We start from the raw sequence: 19,199 nt of genomic DNA, 5'->3' as shown, positions 1-19,199 counted from the left end.
ATAATGGAGATACCTAAATCATTATTAGATCATGAAATTAATTGGAGAGATTTCCCTCAACATACCAGCCTGCAAAGGGAGGCTGTACATGTTTTTAAAATCAACATTCAAGAGTATGATCGGCAATATAGCTCCTGTTATGGGGATCTAATTACCCATCAAGAATTTCAAAAAGCTACTGAATTCAGAAATCAAAATGATGCAAAAAGATACCTAGCAAGTAAATTTGTAAGCAAAAATATCCTAGCACATTTCGTTTCAACTCCGGCATCTGAAATAGTATTTAAGCAGGCGGCAAATAAAAAACCATATATCGACGAGATTGAATTTAATATAAGTCACAGTGCAAACTACCTGCTCATTGCCGTTAGCAGTGTAGAGGTTGGTATAGATATTGAACTTGTTAAACCTGATTTCAATATTGAGCTTTTACTTGAACATTGTTTTGATCAGTTAGAGCGTACTTTTATAAACAGACAAAGTAGCAAAGCACATGGCTTTTACTATGCATGGACAAGAAAAGAAGCAATACTTAAAGCCACGGGAGAGGGGCTAACTGATCACCTGAATGAATTAAATTGTTTAACAAACCAAATGATAAGGAACGGCAGTACATATCGACTTCAAACAGCCATACTTGATAAAAACTATGTATGGACGCTGGCAACATCGAATCCATTTTTTAAAACTTTTTATTGGAACTATAATTTAAAATAATGAAACAAGCACTTGGTATAATCTGCGCATTAACTCTTTTCTGGTTTTCAACAAATGCCCAAGATACATTATCTTCTAATTCTACATCTAAACCACATGCAGTATCCGCGCCTGTTGTCCTAAATAAAACACCTGAGGCCTTGGGCATATCTAATAAAGTGAGACAATCAGTTGAAGCAATGATGAATCCTCCGGTTAATATAGCGCTCTTTGGTGTAGACAGGCGTAATCCGGAAGACCAGTCTAATTCTGATGTGATCATGGTGATTTCTATTGATCAAAAAAATGGTCAATTAAAAATGTCATCAATAATGAGAGACACTTATGTTAAAATTGAAGGTAAAGGAATGGATAAAATTAATGCTGCATTTGCCATTGGAGGTCCTCAGTTAGCCATAAAAACCATTAATCAAAATTTCGATATGGATATAAAAGACTATCTTAATGTTGACTTCTATAGTGCTGCGAGAATTATCGATGCATTAGGAGGAGTGACCATAGACGTAAAGCCTACAGAATTAACTTATTTAAATAACTATCTTGATGAATTGGCTAATATTGGAAATACCAGTGCTGAGCACGTTTTAAATTCTGGTTTTCAAAAACTAACCGGAAAACAAGCTGTTGCGTATACCAGAATCAGATATGTTGGAAATGGGGATTATGAAAGAACCGAAAGACAAAGATCAGTTCTAGTTGCTTTATTTAACCAAATAAAAAATGCTGGGCAAAGTATGTTCCCTGTTTTTGCTGCCCAAGTCTTACCCAATTTGGAAACTAGCATGAATAATATGGCTATGTTAACATTTGCTAGTAATATCTTAGGTTCAAAAAACAAAGCAATTGACCAGGCCAGGTTCCCACTGGACAGTCAGAGTCTTGGCAAGCGGATTAACAATGTATGGTATTTAACCGCAGATTTAAAATCAACAACCAACGCCCTCCATAATTTCATTTATAAAAATATAAAACCCGTCAATAAAAAATAGATTAATCTATTTTCTTTTTGATTTTTCCCATGCAGCCCCTTGTGCCTTTCTCAAATACCTGACAATACCTGCCAGTACTGCATAATTCATTACACAAAAGTAGTACGGTATAAATAGCACTTTTACCCTAATATTTCTTTTTTCGAAAAACAAACCTATTAGGCTTAACATATAAAAAACAATCTGGGCAGCAAAAATGATCTTGTATAGAACCAAATCATTATTAAATGCAATCCATCCATTTATTATAAATAAAACCATTAACAAAAATGGCGTAATTGTCCACCTTAAAACCCTATGGCTAATATACTGAAAAGTAAAAATAGGGTAATGAAATGGATTGGCAGCCTTCTTTAAACGTAAAATAGACTGCAAACCACCTGCAGCAATCCTTATTTTCCGCTTCAGTTCTTCCTTTACATCTGCAGAAGCTGTTTCCATTGCATAAGCATTCGGTTCATAAGCAATAATATGACCATGCTCCGCTATCCTCATTGCGATCATATGATCATCTATAATTGTATCCGATTCTACGGGCTGATAAAGAGAAGTTCTTATACTGAACAGTTCTCCAGCAGCCCCCACATTAGAATACAATTCATAATCCCATTTCTTAAGCAAAGATTCATATTTCCAATAAAAACCCTCTCCTGCAGAACTGGCATCGGCATTTTGCTCTACTAGAATTCTTTTTTCACCAGCTACTGCTCCCACCTTATAATTTTGATAATGCTTAACCAACTCTAAAATAGCCTTTTGATTTAAAAATGTATTAGCATCAGTAAATATGGTAATCTCTCCTGTGATAAATGGAATAGCTCTTTTAATTGCCGCCATCTTACCGGCACGAACATCTTCGTGCATAAGAGTAACCTGTTCAAATAGACTTATCTTTTCAGCTGTTTGATCACTAGATCCATCAGTTATAAAAATAATTTGCATTTTATCCTTCGGATAATCCAATGCTAAGGTATTGACAATCTTTTCTTCTATAATATCTTCTTCATTATAGGCTGCAACAAGTACAGTAACTGTCGGCAGTATTGAATCATTTTTAAATTTGTATGGCTTAGTAAAGAATCTTTTGATCTTTACTAATACAAATAACAGAAAACCATATCCAACAAAAGTATAAACAACTAAAAATAGACTAATCCAGAATGCTATTACCATTTCAACCGTTAAATTTTAAAACCAAGTTCATTGCTATCCTTAGAATGTTTGAAATTCCACAAAACCCCCTTAAATACCCACTTAATTAAATCTGTTCTTCCTTTCTGTAAATAAATCAAAATTTGCTTTGGGCAGGCAACTAGAATATAAAAAACACTAAAGATTAAGGTATTTAGCAAACTTGTATTTCTCCGAATAAACAGCATTCTATTTCTCGTCATAAAATAAGTTTTAATGTTACTCTCTTTCCCTACACTCATCGATTCTTTGTGATATACTCTACTACGTCCGGTAAACCAAATTTTCTTTCCCGCTTGTTTAAACTTCTCACACCAATCCAACTCCTCATAATAGAGAAAAAACTGATCAGCCATTAATCCCACATTTTCAAGATCCGTTCTTTTGCACATCATAGCTGCTCCATGGCAGAAACCGGTTTCTCTACTTTCTAAGTCGAATTGACCGATATCCTTTTGCATATATCCTATTGCCTTATTTCTGGCAGTCATATAATTCATTTCTGTAAAGCCCGCATACTGTACAACGTCCTGGTCTTCAAAATACAAAATCAAAGGGGATAAAATTCCTATTGAAGGATTCTTTACAAATTCAGAAGTCAAAACATCAATTATATTTTCAGATATTTCAGTATCATTGTTCAATAGCAAAAGATATTCCCCTTTGGCTACTTTAATACCCAAATTATTCCCTCCCGCAAATCCAAGGTTCTTTTCCGACCAAATATAGATAAGGTCAGGGTATGCCTTTAAATAAGCTTCTTTATGATTTTCCATACTCCCATTATCAACTAAAATCACTTCTACTTCCTCAGCAGAAGTATTTGCTTTTACAGACTTTAAAAAGTCAATAGTTACTTTGGGTTGATTAAAATTTACAGTGATTATGGAGACAGTTTTCATTTTTAGTAAAAGTAATCTTTTTGCCGATATAAGTCAACTCATTTTCCTTACAAAAATCAATCATTTTATGGCTTATTCCATGGTTAAAGTCAAAGCTTTAGACTATTTTTACCAATCAATCTTAGAGCCCAACAAATAGAATGTCTGATTTCATCAATTCGTTAAAGTCAAAAGTTCAGAATAAACATTTCTTATCGCTAACTGGTAATGCAGTAATGTCTATACTGGGCGTTGTTACTTATTCGTTACTTTACCACTCCCTTTCTCTTGATGCAATCGGTATCTGGATTTTTTTTATAACAGGTTTTTCTTTACTTGACACTTTCAGATCAGGATTTCTAACTATTGCATTCATAAAGTTTTATTCTGGAAGTAGTGAAAGTAAGCAAAGGGAAGTAATTGGCTCAACTTGGTATATTGCTATTTTGATAACTATTGGTTTCATTTTATTGAATATTCCTGCTTTTCTTCTAGAAAAGTATGTAAATGACACAGGTTTTTCCATGTTACTGAAATGGTTTGGGCTCACTTATATTCTTACCCTTCCATTTTACATTGCTTCAAATATTGCTCAGGGTGAGCAGAGATTCGATAGATTATTATACATCAGAGTAATCAACACAGGGTCATTCATAGGGTTTGTAGCATTGTTAATTTTTTTAAAAAAGAACACATTAGATAATATTCTCTACGCATATCTTACCTCCTCCTTACTCACCAGTACTTTTACTTTGATTTTCGGATGGTGTAAGTTGTCCTATTTAAAAAATAGATCGAAGGAAAGTAATTCGCAAATATATAATTTCGGAAAATTTAGTGTAGGAACGACGTTAAGTGCCAGTCTTTTTAAAACCACTGACACCATAATAATAAAAGTTTTTTTAGGCGATGCCGCATTGGCAATTTATAATCTCGGAGTTAAATTATTAGAAGTAATTGAAATACCTTTAAGAAGTTTCATTGCCACTGCAATACCTATATTATCATCCTCTTATAATCAAAAAAGAAAACAGGAGGTAATACAGAGCATGTCAAAATTCATTGGCATGCTAACTATTGGACTAATTCCCGTGGCTATATTATCACTCCTCTTTGCTGATCTTGCAATCTATATTATTGGAGGCTCTAAGTACATAAACACAGAAGCAGCTAATGTACTACGTTTGTTTATGACATTTGCACTCTTATTTCCAGCCGACCGATTTTTTGCATTAACTATCGATGTTATTCACCGACCAAAAGTCAACTTTATCAAAATATTAGTTATGCTAGCAGCAAATTTAGTTTTCGACTTTGTCGGTGTCAAACTATTTGGAAATGTATATGGAATTGCTTTAGGCTCAATAGTGCCATCCGTTATTGCTGTTGTAGTTGGATACAAAGCACTCCAGAGCTATAGTAAGTTCAGTTTTTGGTCGATATTTCCTTCGGGATATAAGGATTTGAGAACACTAATTAAGAGCGTTAAATTCTAAAGCTTTAAAACTTGAATTACTCTTGCAAGAGGATCTGCTAAATAACTGATATACTTCGTATCTTTAAAAGAAGCTCCCTTTCCTTTTAATTTCGACGATATCACTTGCTTTAATGACAACTGTTTACCTATTTTAGCCTTAGATATCTCCGGATCTTTTCCTAAAGCCAATTTTACCATTATTAATGGAAAGTTTAATCCCGTTCTGATATAAGAGCTTACCACTGATGCCCAAAAGCGACCATTAATCTCCAAAATTTTCACAGAATTGTCGCGGATATCCCTTCTCATATCTACACATGCCACCCCATGCCACTTCAGGAGCTTCATCATTTTAGAAATAACATCTATCACCTCAGAATCATCATGAAATTCAAGTATATCATTAGAACTGAAATCATGTCCATTCTTAACTGGTGATTCCTGTATGGTATAACAAACTATTTCTCCATTATTACAAATTACATTACAGGTAATATCACTTCCTATTATAAAAGGTTGGAGAATATAATCATTAATTTGCCCTTCATTTTCTATGTAATATTTACTTAGCTCTTCCCAATCATCAAACCGACGAATCATTCTCCCAAAAGAACCTCTGTCAGGTTTTATAAGTACTGGATATCCCATCGCATCAGCCCTCTCTTGCATTTGATTCAAACTATCTATACTAGCAAATAAAGGGCAAGGAATGTCATTGTTCGATAAAAATTTTGCAAGCTTCATTTTATTGATACCAATATCAAACATATCAACTTCGGTCGCCCAACTACAAACAGCAACTTTACTTAATTCTTCCAAATGCACCTTTACATTTCTGGTTTCAAGCTCATCTATAGGCATAATTAAATCAATGGAATGAGTAGTAACTATTTCCTCAATCCGTTCACGATCATTCTTGTCCTCCAGGTAATAGAGTTTCTTTAAAAATCTAGAAAACCTTGCAGCATTCTTTATGTTACTGGTTAACAAATAGACATCACAATTAAGTGGTTGAAGACAATATAGAACTCCAAGAGAAAGATTAGAGTCATAGCCAATTAAAAGTACTGACATTTTTTTTACCATGAGATTATTTCGCGTTTTATCCGCTAAAGATGTTCTTTGTTTCCTAGATTACCAAACAAAATCATAACAATAATTAAAATTTAAAATATAAAAAACACACTTAAGACCAAGAAGTTACACAGAAAAAAAACCACGCATAATTTTCATACCAAAAATATCTTTAAGAAAAAAAAAGTCCTAACATAGGAGTTGGAACAAATATTTCTTTCAAAAAAAAGCGCATATCAATAAAAATAAGGATCTTATAAAAAAAATAATGTTAATTTAATTATAATTACATCTCAAAAAAATTACATTTGCAAAAGGGACTTCTATTTAATAGAGATTTTTCAAGTAATTATTTTACCCAATTAGGGTATTATAATTCCTATTTATCTACACACATTAACAAAAAAATATGAAATTAAAATACAGCCTAATTTTCATAGTTCTTCTATTCCTAGCCTGCAAAAAGAACACAGTAATTGAATCAACCCAAACACCTACCCCTCCCCCAACGTCAATTCCTAATGAAGATACAAGCATTGTTCCTCCAATTATAGGGAAAACGATAACCGTGGGGACAGGATCTGGAAATCTGTTAATCAATGGCGCTACCCTAAAATTAGGTTGTGGAGATCGCATAAAGATATCCAAAGGATCATATAAGAGTATTACTATACAAAATATCCAGTCTACAGACGGATGCCCAATTATGATTATAAATGGAGGCCTGGTAGAACTGAAAGGCGACAATGCTATAATGAACCTAACTAATTTAAAGAATGTAATAATTTCCGGAACTGGTGATCCTACACTTAAGTATGGCTTTCAATTTCAAGACAATGCTTACCGATCTATACTAATATCTCGTCCATATAACAATGCTACAATCCAAAACGCTTCCTTCAAAAATATTAGAGATTGGGTAATTATCTACAATAACCAAAGTACAAGATATGATGGCACTGAGGCTTCTTATTCCAAGAATCTCAAGTTCTTAAATATCTATGCTGAAAATACAGCCAGACTTTTTAGTTTTCCTGGATCTGCAGAATGGGGAGCAATGAATGGTTTAATTAAAGGGTTAGAAATTGCTAATTTAGAATACAATAACTCAGCCACAGTAGGCAGTATAGCATGGGTTGGCAATGTAGAAGACTACTCCATACACCACAATAGAATTAATAATATTAATTCTGCCAACAATGAGCACAATGGAATATTTCAAATGATGGGAAATGGAAAATTCTACAACAACTATATAAGCAACCATCAAGGAAATGCACTTAGGGCTTGGTGTTATTCAATAGGCACTACGAAAAAAGAAATCTTGATCTATAATAACATTGTGGTTAATTCCAGGAAATACTCTGCATTCGAAGTCCAAACAGTTCCTGCATATGTAACATCGGGATTAACATATGTAAATGTAAAGGTCTTTAACAATACATGCGGAAATTTAAATACAACCAAAGACTGGTATGGAAATCTAGTTGACGTGTATACGCTCCAAGGAGGCACTTGTCAGGTATTTAATAATATTGGCTTCAATTTCCCTGCTTCGAATCCCCTGAACAAAACAATTAATCAACAAGGTGATACTAAATCAGAAGATCTTGGAAACCTATACTTTACAACTAGTAATGACGTTGGTTTTTCAAGTCAGACCACATGGAGACTAAATTCCAATTCAAAGGCAAAAAATAAAGGTAGAGCATATTATCTGGTAATTAGAGATTACTATGAAACATTAAGAAATGCCATATCACCTTCCTATGGAGCAGTAGAATAAAACACTACAATTCATTTCTCTTAAGTTTACCAACTGCATATGCACAGGCTCTTGCTGTTAAAGCCATATAAGTTAATGATGGGTTTTGACATGCTGAAGAGACCATACAGCTCCCATCTGTTACGAAAACATTTTTAACAGCGTGCATTTGGTTAAATTTATTAAGAACTGATGTTTTAGGGTCGTGTCCCATCCTGGCAGTTCCCATCTCATGAACAGTACTTCCTCCATTATGGCCGTAATTAAATCCACTAACGTTTTCAAACCCAGCTTGCTCAAGCATATCATAACTAGATTGCTGAATATCATTCATCATTTTAGTTTCATTAGCCTTAAATGAAAAGTCAATGCTTGTTAATGGGATGCCCCATTTATCTTTTTGTGTATCACTTAAACTAACTTTATTCTCAAAATATGGTAGACACTCTCCCCATCCTGCCATCCATACAGACCACGGCCCAGGAGTAGACAGTTGGGCTTTAAAATCCTTTCCAAAGCCTTCAATCTCTTTCGATTTGTCAATCCATTCTTGTCTTTCTCCGTGCCCCTGAATATTGTAGCCACGAACATAATCTTCATCCGATTTTCCTGGCATTAAATTTTTATACCTTGGAATCAAAAATCCTGCAGGTCTTCTACCCTTATAATATTTATCCTTAAATCCAGGATGAATACCAGTTGCCCCGGCAGAGGAATGGTGGTCCATTAAATTATGTCCAAGTTGTCCGCTATCATTACCAAAACCATTTGGAAAACGGCTTGATACAGAATTCAATAACAATGCAGTTGTTGAAATTGTCGACGCATTTACAAAGATTATTCTGGCATAAAATTCATGCAGTTCACCGCTTAGTTTATCAATAACTTTAACTCCTGTAGCTTTCTGCGTACGCTCATCATAAATTAATTCAGAAACAATAGAAAAAGGGCGTAATGTAAGATTTCCCGTCGAATTTGCAACAGGGATTGTTGAACTGTTACTACTAAAATAAGCACCAAATGGGCATCCTCGTGTACAAAGATTCCTATTCATACAGGTACCTCTTCCTTTCCAGGCTTGCGTTAAATTAGCAACCCTGGCAATTGTCATTATCCTATGATCATCATTTTTTTTAATAGATTCTGCCAAATGTCTTTCTATGCAATTGAGTTCCATGGGGGGTAAAAAATTCCCATCCGGTAAGTGAGGAAGTCCTTCAGCCTTTCCACTAATCCCTACAAAACTCTCGGTGTAATCATACCATGACTTGATATCAGAATATCTAATTGGCCAATCTACTCCATGCCCATCGTGCAGGTTTGCGCTGAAATCAAGATCACTCCAACGATAGCATTGCCTGCCCCAGATTAAGGATCTCCCCCCAACCTGATCTCCACGAATCCAATCAAAAGGTTTTTCCTGTAAGTAAGGTTGCTCTTTATCACGAATAAAGAAATGCTTATTCCCTGGATTATAAACTTTGCTTTGAACAGGATCATCAATTTCATCCTGAACAGTATTGTTATTTCCAAATTTAAAATCCCATGGATCTAGCATGGCTGTGGGATAATCTTTTACATGTTCAACATCTCTACCCCTCTCCAGCACCAATGTTTTAAGACCTTGCTTACATAATTCCATAGCTGCCCATCCCCCACTGATTCCTGACCCTATTACAATAGCATCATAGGTATTATCCCGCTTTAGTTTTCCACTGATCTGCATTATTCTTTAATTATTTAGTCGCCCACGATGGTTCTCCCTGTCTATAACTAATACAAGGTTCGTATGTCTGAGGTATTTTATCATATTTTAGATTACTTGAAGCCCCCAAATAGGAATTACAATAGCCGTCGATAGTATATCGTTTTAGTAAGCTAAAAAAAGGTTCCCCCAATATCTTCTTTCTTATCTTTCCTGCAATCCCTGCCCTAATTTCTCCCTTATTTTCAAAATATATAATTATTTCATTCCTTTGTTTTTCGTTGCAATTCATAAAAGAGGCTCCATACTTATTTAATGAGTATTTTTTTAACGACTCCAATCCTTTGTAAAAATTGCTTCTTTCTATTGCGGAGGAACAGTTTTCAAGAACCCCAATAATAAAAATATGTACACCTGCAGCTTTAGCACCTGCAGTTTGAGTTTCAGGGATAATGCAATCCACTACTTCCGCAAGTAAAACTTTATGTTCGGAGAAATATTCTTTATACGGATGGTCCAGCTCGAAAACAGCTTTATAAATAGAATAAGAAAACAGACCTGAAAAGCAAGCTACCCCACCTATTTTTAATGCCCTACGTCTATTCATGTCATTTATCAATTTTATCCCAAGTAGCAGTTTCAAAATTAAAACGCTTAATAATACGTGCCGGATTTCCTACTACAACACAATACTCAGGAATATCCTTGGCAACTACACTCCCCCCACCTACAATTGAATGCTTCCCAATCCTAACACCAGCCGTTACAACAGAATTTGCACCTATCCAAACATCATCCTCTATCACTATTTTGGCGGTAACAACGGGCTGCCTACTTGGGGGTATTACTGGATCAGAATATCCATGATTCAATCCTGAAATTACTATATGCTGTGCAAGCATTACGTTGTTCCCTATTTCAACAGGGCCAATAATAATATTAGAAATCCCTACAATGGTATCGGATCCTATATGAACATCACCTACGCCATTGTTGATAACAGAAAAATCTTCAACAAGAGAGTTTTCACCTAGCTCAAATTTATGGAATGGAAATAAATCAAGTCTGGTCTTCCATCTCACAACAGATGACTTCCCTCGTGTATGTTTAAATGGATTTATAAATATCCTAACCCACAACCGTGGCTTATAGCTAGAAACCAACATCCATTGAACTAGTTTTTTTAGCTTAGGATTCGACTTTATTTTATCTGAGATAGACATCATTCAAAATAAATTAAACGGTAGAATTTATAGCTTTATAAATTTCAGCAACACTATTTGTCCATGTATGTGAAGAAGCAAACAACTTTCGGGCCTCTATTAATTCCGTCGAATTGTTAGATAACGCATCCCCTATAAACCGAACATATTCTTCCTTACTCGTTGCGAGATAAACAAATTCGCTAAAGGTCCCCATTGCTTCCGTTAAAGTGGCTACAACCGGTTTTCCCATAGCTAGATACTCATCAATTTTCCTTGGATAATTACCAATTGTGAGTTCATTTAATAATTGTGGATTCAAGCAAACATCAAATCCTTTTATAAAACTTGGTAAGCGGGATTCGGGAACATGCCCAATAAAATGCACATTTTTCATCACATTTAATTCACTATTCTTAAATTGATCATCAGCCGGGCCTACAAGAACTACCTGCCACTCTGGCTTTTCCCTTGCAATATGAACTAAAATATCAATATCAAGTCTGCTCGTACTCACCGCTCCTACATAGCCAATTATGGGAGTTTTTATCTCTTCCAATTCCTTAGGAACATGCAAATTGCTATCATCTTTAAACAAAGTCAGATCACAACCCTGGCCAACATAAAAAGATCGCGGATTATATTTCTTACAATAATTCGCCAAATAGATCGAGTTGGCTACAATTACATCACTTTTTTCAATCAACTCGGGCTCCAATTGCATCCCATGATACCTCCAGTAGTCAACGGCCAACATATAATCTCTAGAATAATAAACACTAACCTGAGGAGATAGCAGTTCCTTCAAATAAAATGATCTGAATATATCATTATCATTAAATAATATTACATTCTTAAAATCAAGCTCCTTCATAGCTCTTTTTATAGAGGAGGCAAACCTAATATTGTTCCTTTTATTAAGATATCTGAACAATGGCCTAAACCTAATCCAATTAACAGATTCAATAGTTCTATCAGGATTCAATTCCCAAAGATTTTCAAATTGCTTTGTTAAACACCTTATTACCTTATTAACTACATTAATTCTTTTAGAAATAAAAGGGTCTTTTTTATCTTTTATCTTTGTAATCCGATCTAAAGGAGGATTTACATACAATACCCTATTGTATTTACTAAACTCCACTGCCAAATTCTTACAATTACTACCAATTTGGATGTCCCAGGCTTGCTGGCCAACTATTACGATATCTCTATTTTTTATTAGATCTTGGCTCATATCAAGCTTAGATAATGGGTTTTGTAATAAACAATAATTTAAAAATCTCTGACTCCTAATCAGAACATCAGTTCACTAAAACAAAGATTTTAACTTCAAATAAAAGTTTTTAGGCCAGTCCTTATTCATAAATGGTCTTTCTAAATAAAAATAAAACACGGCACTAATTGAGAGAATAATTGGAATAAATATGCCCAGTTGCACAAACAAGTTCACAGCGTAATAAGAACTTACCTGAATCTTTTTTGTAAGTAAAATTAAAAACTCGGCAAAAGGCAAATGAATGAGGTAAATAGTATAACACATCCCTCCAATAGCCATAATCCATCTGTTTACTACAAATCTGTTCAGATAGTTACCCTTAAATACAGAAACAAAAAACACGAATAAAGAGATTAGAACCATTATTCTGTTAAACAATTCATAATCCCAGCTCCAAAAATAAATCAGAGAACATAGTGCAAGAACACCTGTAAAATCAAAAAAAGTGTTCGGATTAATTTCATTCCAATCATTTAAATAAAGATCAGCTAAAAGAAATCCAACAAGAAAATACTGAAGATGTCCAAGTATTGTGAAATTATAAGGCACTTTAAAAAACTGGAAATACTGCTGACACAATACCAGTAGTAAAATGATAGTAACATTAAAAATTCTTCTCAAATATTTTTCTTTGATCTTGAAAAACAACATAGCTAAGAAAGGCGCTAGTAAATAAAACTGAATCTCAATCTCCAAAGTCCACGTTGGCGGATTAAAAGGCGACCATTCATTATAAATCAAAGCATGCGTATAAGTAATATTAGCTAGATAATGAGGAAAATACGTCAAAAAAGGAACATGTTTATGAAAAACAAACAACAGAAAGAATAAGGTCATCCATATCACATAAGGTGGCTCCAATCTTGTAACTCTCCTTAAAAAGTAATTACCAATTTTAACTTCTTTTTTCCCCTGAAATTTATGGGCAGCGAACGGAAGCCCCAATACAAAACCACTAATTACAAAAAATATATACACACCTAAGAAACCACGAGCTGCCAAAAAGCTAATGAAATTATCGGATGCAAGAGGCGTAAAATCAATAGATGTGTTTCGTTCAAATCTTTCTGTAAAATGTTGTACTAAAACAGGAAGTATGGCCATAAACCTTAGTCCGTCAATCTCTCTGATAAGTTTCCCCCCTGATGTAATCCTGGTTAATTTTGAAGGAAGGGAATTAAGGAATTTAAACATGTTGTGCCTGTTGGGATGCGTTATAATTTTTTCTTTTTTTCAATTTTGTATCCGTTGATAAATCCCCAGACTAAAAATGCGATTGCGGGTAAAGCTAATATTTCAAATGGCATACTATATTACTTTTGAGACAATTGATCAGTTTGTGATTTTGAAGTGTGAGGAGTTGGCATAAATGAAACTTTTGCGCGCTTAATTCTAAATAATGCAATCACCATACACCATAATGCATAAGGAATTTTAAAAACAGCCGACACTAAACGTTTATCGCGATAAAACTTTAAAGGCAGAGAAATTAATAATGTAAAACACAAAACACCAAATAGAACAATAAAGTAATAAGAGAAAGTACCTTTTAGGAAAGCCAAACCAGCTATCGATAAAACAAACAACAATCCCAAAAGCAACATCCTAGGTACGAGCATAGATTGCAGAACTTTATTAAAAAATTCAAAATTCCTATTCACAAACAGCTCACGAAATCCTTCAAAAAAGTATTTTTTAAAGAATTCTATTTGAGCAGCAATCCATCGGGTTCGTTGCTGCGTAAAGACCTTAGCGTTTTCAATTTTCTCATCATACACATAAGTATTATTCAGATAAACAATCTTGTTTTTATCTTTTGCTATTTTGAAATCCATCTCCTTGTCTTCACCTACCGTTTCACCTATATCTTTTAATAACGAATGCAGGTAATCAAATTCAAAAGCCATTCCTGATCCAATCAATGCAGGTGAAAGTCCTACTGCATAATGACCTTTTCTATAAATATGATTATTGATTTCTTCGTTGCAAGCATCCAAAAATGCAAAAGTAGTATTCAGATTCTTTGCGGTTCTATGTGTCTGCACAACTTTATGTCCTTCAGCAAAAGCAATATTTAGATCATTAAGAAAATTGTCAGCCATAATATTATCGATATCTAATACCAAAGCTATGTCATACCTATCTGCAGGAATAAGATTCATGGCATTCAATAGTGACTTTCCCTTAGTACTCTTTTCAAAATAAACAGGAATAACAGTGCAACCAAACCCATTCATTTTTTCTATAGCATGTTCACTTAGTCCATCAGCAACCACAAACACATTAAATTCACCATCATAACTATGATTTATAGCTCTATAACTAGATTCTAGAATAACAGCATCCTCCCTATAAGCTGGGATAAGAATTGCAATCTTTTTAAGTGCCGTTACTATTCCTTTTTTCTCATTCTTTAAAAAGTGTCCAGCTATTGCAAAAAATAACAGATAAAAACAATTAAAAAGGAGATAAATTCCAATTACTGAGCTTATCGCAAAAACTATATCTTTAAAAATATCTATCATAGCAATTTATGCTTTATTATCTAAACCTAGAGTGTGTTCTTTCTGGTCGAGATTTGGTGAATATAATACAAAACCCCATGACATATAGAGAATCATAGAAGACGGAAATCCGTTCATAACTTCATTTCCATAACTACAAAAAAATAGGCCGGCAGTACCTGCCGTTAATGCAATCATTTTAACCCTAAGTTGGTCATCTTTTAAATTCCAAACTATTCCACAGCACTTACCTAAAATATACATATTCATAGAGAACCAAATTAGTAGCCCCACAATCCCATACATTGTCCACACCTTTACCCAGTAACTATCAGGTGGTATTGTCGACAAGAGCTTATCAGAATTGTAAATTGTTCCATTCATCCCACTAACCCCTACTCCTCCTCCAAAGGGCATTCCTGAAAGAATCTCACCAAGTTTCTTTTGGTTATTAAACCTAACATTAAGAGAAGGATCTGTTGGATCTAGTGCCGTTCTAAAGCGGTTAATTTGATAAATTCCATTTCCAATTGTGGTATACTTTAAGAACCCCAAAAAGAGCAACGCAATCATCGACCCAACAATCAATACTTTAAAATTTTTACTTAAAAATATTGCAAAAAAAGCCGCACTAACTAGAGCAAATAATGCCCCCCTAGTTCCTGAAATAAGCATCCCATAAAATAAAAGGGCGGCCGCCAAAAAAAGCAACACCTTTTTCCAGATTTTGAAAGGCCCCATAGCTAAAACCAATGCAATTAGCCCGACTTCAGCCTGTGAAGCTCCGAATTGTCCCGCATCTGTATAAAACGAAAACACTCTCAGTTTTCCAAATACAATATGGGTAAAATCAGCACCTTCATCCAACCACTTTTGTTCTCCTGCCGAAACACCTATAAATAGTTGCTTCATTCCATACACAGCTGCCAAAACAGACATCCCTATTATCAACATCAGAAAAATGTCCACATCTTTCTTTTTATTGAACATTAAAAACACCAAGGGGGCTAGTACAACCCAGTTAAAGGCAGTAAACCTAACCTCATTTAGCCACCCTAGCAAACTTGCACCTGCCGGGTTTACAATTTCTAATAAGTTGATAATAAACCATGCTAACGCAATATATACATAATCATTTTTTGCGGCAGCCCAGTTAAATTTAGATTTATTGATCAACATGGTAAACCATGTTAAACTCAAAAGTAGCTCCATCATGTAACCCCACGGAACCCCATCTACATTTTTAAGCAAGGAATTGATTACAAAGCAGTAAATGAAATATGTAATTATCGCAACACGTGGATTTAAAAATGTTGAAATTAAAAATGCCAAGCCAATACTTGCAGCAATAATAGAAACAGGTATAATAACACCAAATGCATAAGTGAAGTAACCCACAACTAATGACGTAAGTATGCCAAAAACAAGAAATGTGTTTTTATTTTTAAAATTCAATACTTTGCTCATGAAAGTGATATTATTATAAGTAAGCAGATTTTTATCTGCTTACTTATTATGTTAAACCTAACTTTCAACTTGTTTATTGAGTACCCAACCCATAAAGCCAGGATGTTTTGTGATATATTCTAAATTTTCTAATTGCTCGTCACTTATTGTTTGCCCAGCAGCAAAAACCGCAATATTTTTTTCTGTAAAAAGTAGCCACTCCTTAGCACGATTGATATTTTCCAGACTAGCAATATCGACAATAATTAAATCAAACTCATCCTTTAAGATACCAAATCCCGATTTTAAATTATCCTTATTTTGAATCTCAAACAAAGAAGTGCTATCCGATTTTGTATTCAAAACAGTAATCAAATCTTCAATCTGAATTTTTTTCTTAATAATAAATGTTTCAAAAAACTGCTCAGGGATTAACTTTTGATCTGGCGATACTTGCTCAGGCTCTATATCACCTCTTATTAGTAATACTTTCTTTCCAGTCATAGCAAAAGCATAAACCAAACTTGAAGTCAGAAATGTTTTACCCTCACCAGATAACAAACTGGTAATTCCCAGAATCTTATTACCACCTTCAGAAAGTAGCTGATCTACTTCAAATCTCAGAGAGCGCAACAGATCTTTATAGATTAAGTGCTCACTGTCAGGATGATCTTCTTTCCAGAGATCCCTAACCTCTATACTACCCTTTTTGATCAGGTTAATTCGACCAATTACTTTATTATTTGTTACTTTTTGCAACTGCCTAACAGTATTTACAGACTTATCCAGTAAAAAGACAACCAAAATACCCATCAAACAAATTACGAGTGAAGCCACAGCTGAAAGTGCTACATACAAAACCTTTTTTGAAGGTTCTGGCACTCCCGGATAACCAGCCTCAGCAAGATTAAGCTTTAAGCCAATTTTCTTTTCCAAACTGTTTGTGTTTGATCTATTTAGTACTTCAAGATATTCCTTTGTCGCTACATCAGCGTCTCGTTCAAAATTCTGAACACCTGCGTCAAAGGGAACCATTGTATTATATTTTGCTCTAAGCTGGTTTAATTCTGAGTCAATTGATCTTATACTACTTCTAGCCTGGTCCAAAGCTACTTCCAAAGCCATCTTTTGAGTAATTAAACTCTGTTTATTAGCTGTTGGATCTGCAACATAACGGTTAGAAGCATTATTCATTTGCTCAGACAACATGCTTTGCAGCGAATCAACCTTCTTCTTATCTGCAGGATTAAAATTATTGTCTACATAACGCTCATTAGCAATCTTAAGCTGGTTTTTAATGTTAACAATCTTGTTATTATCAGCAATCACGCTCCCACCGGCATAAGTCTGATCATTACCGTTTATCCTCTGATCTATATTAGATATAGCCCCTTGGTTTGACTGAATCAATCTAATAGCATCGGATTTCTTTTGCTCATAATCGGTTATCTGCTTGTAAATAATTTCAGATTGTTTATCCAAATTGAGTACTCCATTATTTACTTTATAATTTTTCAGCGCGGCGTTCTTCTCATTCATTAAACTCTCCTTTTGTTTCAAAAGAGAATCTAATAATACATTAGATTTATTTTGGTTATTAGCCACATCAATACTGTAAGTACTGATAAAATCAGATGAAAGTGAATTAACTACAAATGCCGAAAAGTTAGGATTTTCTGAAGTGAATAGAATCGTAATAAAATCTGAATTGTCTATATGATAAATTGTCAGCTCTTTATTTAAAGATACGGCATCATACTTCATGGATTCAAGAATATCAAAAACCATTAATTTACCGTTTAGAGCTGGAGTAATTACTGTTTTGTTCGCCAATAGTTTTTTATACTCATCAAGTAATGCTCTCTTCTGTGGTGGACTAAGATTTTTGATCTCATCAGAATATTTTGTAAATGCTTTATCAGGATTTTCCAGATCATGAATTATCAGATTATACGACAATACACTTGTCGTTTTATCCATTTTCATGATCTCCATGATATTTGCAAACTGCGAATTTACCCTAAAGTAATCTTGATTATTGTTTTCATTGGAAGAAATCTGTTGAGACTGATCTATCAATCCGGTCGAAATTTGAGATTTAGACACATATTTTTTTGGCAAATCCTTAACAAAAAACACCGTTACTATTACGCTTACCACCGGGACTATGATCAATATCCATTTGTAATGCTTTAAAAGCTTAAAAAATTGCCTTATATCCATATTGTTTTATTGAACTCTGCTTCTATTTATTTAATCTCGGTTAATTTCTTACCAATAATTTCTTCTAATGAATCTTTTGCTAATAAATAATCTGCTTCAGCCTGAATTTTTGATGAACTGGCATCAGCAGCTTTTGATCTTGCATAATTGTAAGCTTCTAATTGAGCTGTACCCTTTTCATACTTATTCTTCAGATCTTCAACAGCACTTACATTGTCCTGCACATTCTGTGTTTTTATTTTAAGATCATTTAACAATCTAATATAGTTATAATATCTTCTTTTCACTTCCATTGTTAAAGTGCTTTCATATTCTTCATTTTCGAGCTGAGCAATTTTAAGCTCAGTTTTAGCTTTTTTTGCCATAGCAGGCTTTTGAAGAAACTGACCAATGTTAATATTAGCGCCAAATTGAAATCCATTCAAATTATATGGATTTAGCGTATTTACAGCAGTTTTATCATCAGGTCTGTAAATATAAGAAGCACTTAAAATGTCTAAATAAGATATATTAGCTGCACTTACAACACTCTTTGCACGTTCTACATTCCCTTCAAACACTTTCTTTCTTGGAAAATTCTCTTTTGCTGATTGAATATATTTCTCAAGCATAGTGTAATTAACATCATCAATCATTGATTCCTGAGCAAAAGTATTTAAGCTTAAAAACACTAATGCAGTTAATATAGTTTTAAATAAAGTTTTCATATTTTTTTGTGTCATATAATAGGTAATAGGTTAATTTCA

16 protein-coding genes are annotated in these 19,199 nt (G+C 34.0%); 4 read left to right on the top strand and 12 right to left on the bottom strand.

Going from position 1 to position 19,199, the window contains the following annotated elements; all coding sequences use genetic code 11:
- The first annotated feature begins 3 nt into the window (after window positions 1-3).
- Both HQN83_RS05810 and HQN83_RS05805 read left to right on the top strand, forming a co-directional pair.
- Window positions 4-717, top strand: coding sequence for a 4'-phosphopantetheinyl transferase family protein (locus tag HQN83_RS05810; protein WP_173089386.1), 714 nt, complete (start codon window positions 4-6; stop codon window positions 715-717).
- Window positions 717-1,706, top strand: a complete 990-nt coding sequence (locus tag HQN83_RS05805; RefSeq protein WP_173089385.1) for an LCP family protein — start codon at window positions 717-719, stop codon at window positions 1,704-1,706. Before HQN83_RS05810 ends, HQN83_RS05805 begins: the two co-directional genes overlap by 1 nt.
- Window positions 1,707-1,712: 6 nt before the next feature.
- Here HQN83_RS05805 and HQN83_RS05800 read toward each other — a convergent pair whose 3' ends face one another.
- On the bottom strand, window positions 1,713-2,879 hold the full coding sequence (locus tag HQN83_RS05800; RefSeq protein ID WP_173089384.1) for a glycosyltransferase family 2 protein: 1,167 nt from the start codon (window positions 2,877-2,879) through the stop codon (window positions 1,713-1,715).
- An 8-nt stretch (window positions 2,880-2,887) separates the two neighbouring features.
- The gene (locus HQN83_RS05795; RefSeq protein ID WP_173089383.1) at window positions 2,888-3,799 is read right to left on the bottom strand and encodes a glycosyltransferase family 2 protein; all 912 of its coding nucleotides are present in this window, start codon (window positions 3,797-3,799) and stop codon (window positions 2,888-2,890) included.
- A gap of 140 nt (window positions 3,800-3,939) precedes the next feature.
- Between HQN83_RS05795 and HQN83_RS05790 the strand changes: the two genes are divergently transcribed.
- The gene (locus HQN83_RS05790; protein ID WP_173089382.1) at window positions 3,940-5,274 is read left to right on the top strand and encodes a lipopolysaccharide biosynthesis protein; all 1,335 of its coding nucleotides are present in this window, start codon (window positions 3,940-3,942) and stop codon (window positions 5,272-5,274) included.
- Here the strand turns inward: HQN83_RS05790 and HQN83_RS05785 are convergent.
- Window positions 5,271-6,329 (bottom strand): ATP-grasp domain-containing protein, encoded by a 1,059-nt coding sequence (locus HQN83_RS05785; RefSeq protein ID WP_173089381.1) that lies wholly within the window; start codon window positions 6,327-6,329, stop codon window positions 5,271-5,273. The two genes, HQN83_RS05790 and HQN83_RS05785, sit on opposite strands and share 4 nt — an antisense overlap.
- Before the next feature lie 409 nt (window positions 6,330-6,738).
- Between HQN83_RS05785 and HQN83_RS05780 the strand changes: the two genes are divergently transcribed.
- Entirely contained in the window at window positions 6,739-8,115 is a 1,377-nt protein-coding gene (locus tag HQN83_RS05780; RefSeq protein WP_173089380.1) for a hypothetical protein, read from the top strand.
- 4 nt (window positions 8,116-8,119) lie between these two features.
- Here HQN83_RS05780 and HQN83_RS05775 read toward each other — a convergent pair whose 3' ends face one another.
- The 9 genes from HQN83_RS05775 to HQN83_RS05735 form a co-directional block, all read right to left on the bottom strand.
- The gene (locus HQN83_RS05775; protein ID WP_173089379.1) at window positions 8,120-9,820 is read right to left on the bottom strand and encodes a GMC oxidoreductase; all 1,701 of its coding nucleotides are present in this window, start codon (window positions 9,818-9,820) and stop codon (window positions 8,120-8,122) included.
- A gap of 10 nt (window positions 9,821-9,830) precedes the next feature.
- Entirely contained in the window at window positions 9,831-10,406 is a 576-nt protein-coding gene (locus HQN83_RS05770; RefSeq protein WP_173089378.1) for a gluconate 2-dehydrogenase subunit 3 family protein, read from the bottom strand.
- Between the two features lies 1 nt (window position 10,407).
- Window positions 10,408-11,025 carry an acyltransferase gene (locus tag HQN83_RS05765; RefSeq protein ID WP_246254306.1) on the bottom strand — a complete coding sequence of 206 codons (618 nt, stop codon included), beginning with the start codon at window positions 11,023-11,025 and terminating at the stop codon, window positions 10,408-10,410.
- A gap of 10 nt (window positions 11,026-11,035) precedes the next feature.
- Entirely contained in the window at window positions 11,036-12,238 is a 1,203-nt protein-coding gene (locus HQN83_RS05760; protein WP_173089377.1) for a glycosyltransferase, read from the bottom strand.
- A gap of 75 nt (window positions 12,239-12,313) precedes the next feature.
- Window positions 12,314-13,474 (bottom strand): acyltransferase family protein, encoded by a 1,161-nt coding sequence (locus HQN83_RS05755; RefSeq protein WP_173089376.1) that lies wholly within the window; start codon window positions 13,472-13,474, stop codon window positions 12,314-12,316.
- 119 nt (window positions 13,475-13,593) lie between these two features.
- A complete protein-coding gene (locus tag HQN83_RS05750) occupies window positions 13,594-14,805 on the bottom strand; it encodes a glycosyltransferase (RefSeq protein WP_173089375.1) in 1,212 nt (403 codons plus the stop codon).
- A 6-nt stretch (window positions 14,806-14,811) separates the two neighbouring features.
- A complete protein-coding gene (locus HQN83_RS05745; RefSeq protein ID WP_173089374.1) occupies window positions 14,812-16,251 on the bottom strand; it encodes an O-antigen ligase family protein in 1,440 nt (479 codons plus the stop codon).
- Between the two features lie 57 nt (window positions 16,252-16,308).
- A complete protein-coding gene (locus HQN83_RS05740) occupies window positions 16,309-18,453 on the bottom strand; it encodes an exopolysaccharide transport family protein (protein WP_173089373.1) in 2,145 nt (714 codons plus the stop codon).
- Between the two features lie 26 nt (window positions 18,454-18,479).
- Window positions 18,480-19,160, bottom strand: coding sequence for a TolC family protein (locus HQN83_RS05735; RefSeq protein ID WP_173089372.1), 681 nt, complete (start codon window positions 19,158-19,160; stop codon window positions 18,480-18,482).
- Between the last annotated feature and the right edge of the window lie 39 nt (window positions 19,161-19,199).

It is taken from the genome of Pedobacter foliorum (assembly GCF_013266735.1).
GTDB classification, from domain to species: domain Bacteria; phylum Bacteroidota; class Bacteroidia; order Sphingobacteriales; family Sphingobacteriaceae; genus Pedobacter; species Pedobacter foliorum.
Note: the sequence above shows the minus strand (reverse complement) of the source record. Positions and strands in the feature narration are given on the sequence as shown.

Coding starts and splice junctions, on each gene's coding strand:
- HQN83_RS05745 (WP_173089374.1), bottom strand. CDS start 16,251: ATGAGCAAAGTATTGAATTTTAAAAATAAAAACACATTTCTTGTTTTT.
- HQN83_RS05780 (WP_173089380.1), top strand. CDS start 6,739: ATGAAATTAAAATACAGCCTAATTTTCATAGTTCTTCTATTCCTAGCC.
- HQN83_RS05795 (WP_173089383.1), bottom strand. CDS start 3,799: ATGAAAACTGTCTCCATAATCACTGTAAATTTTAATCAACCCAAAGTA.
- HQN83_RS05735 (WP_173089372.1), bottom strand. CDS start 19,160: ATGAAAACTTTATTTAAAACTATATTAACTGCATTAGTGTTTTTAAGC.
- HQN83_RS05750 (WP_173089375.1), bottom strand. CDS start 14,805: ATGATAGATATTTTTAAAGATATAGTTTTTGCGATAAGCTCAGTAATT.
- HQN83_RS05785 (WP_173089381.1), bottom strand. CDS start 6,329: ATGTCAGTACTTTTAATTGGCTATGACTCTAATCTTTCTCTTGGAGTT.
- HQN83_RS05810 (WP_173089386.1), top strand. CDS start 4: ATGGAGATACCTAAATCATTATTAGATCATGAAATTAATTGGAGAGAT.
- HQN83_RS05765 (WP_246254306.1), bottom strand. CDS start 11,025: ATGATGTCTATCTCAGATAAAATAAAGTCGAATCCTAAGCTAAAAAAA.
- HQN83_RS05800 (WP_173089384.1), bottom strand. CDS start 2,879: ATGGTAATAGCATTCTGGATTAGTCTATTTTTAGTTGTTTATACTTTT.
- HQN83_RS05790 (WP_173089382.1), top strand. CDS start 3,940: ATGTCTGATTTCATCAATTCGTTAAAGTCAAAAGTTCAGAATAAACAT.
- HQN83_RS05805 (WP_173089385.1), top strand. CDS start 717: ATGAAACAAGCACTTGGTATAATCTGCGCATTAACTCTTTTCTGGTTT.
- HQN83_RS05770 (WP_173089378.1), bottom strand. CDS start 10,406: ATGAATAGACGTAGGGCATTAAAAATAGGTGGGGTAGCTTGCTTTTCA.
- HQN83_RS05760 (WP_173089377.1), bottom strand. CDS start 12,238: ATGAGCCAAGATCTAATAAAAAATAGAGATATCGTAATAGTTGGCCAG.
- HQN83_RS05740 (WP_173089373.1), bottom strand. CDS start 18,453: ATGGATATAAGGCAATTTTTTAAGCTTTTAAAGCATTACAAATGGATA.
- HQN83_RS05755 (WP_173089376.1), bottom strand. CDS start 13,474: ATGTTTAAATTCCTTAATTCCCTTCCTTCAAAATTAACCAGGATTACA.
- HQN83_RS05775 (WP_173089379.1), bottom strand. CDS start 9,820: ATGCAGATCAGTGGAAAACTAAAGCGGGATAATACCTATGATGCTATT.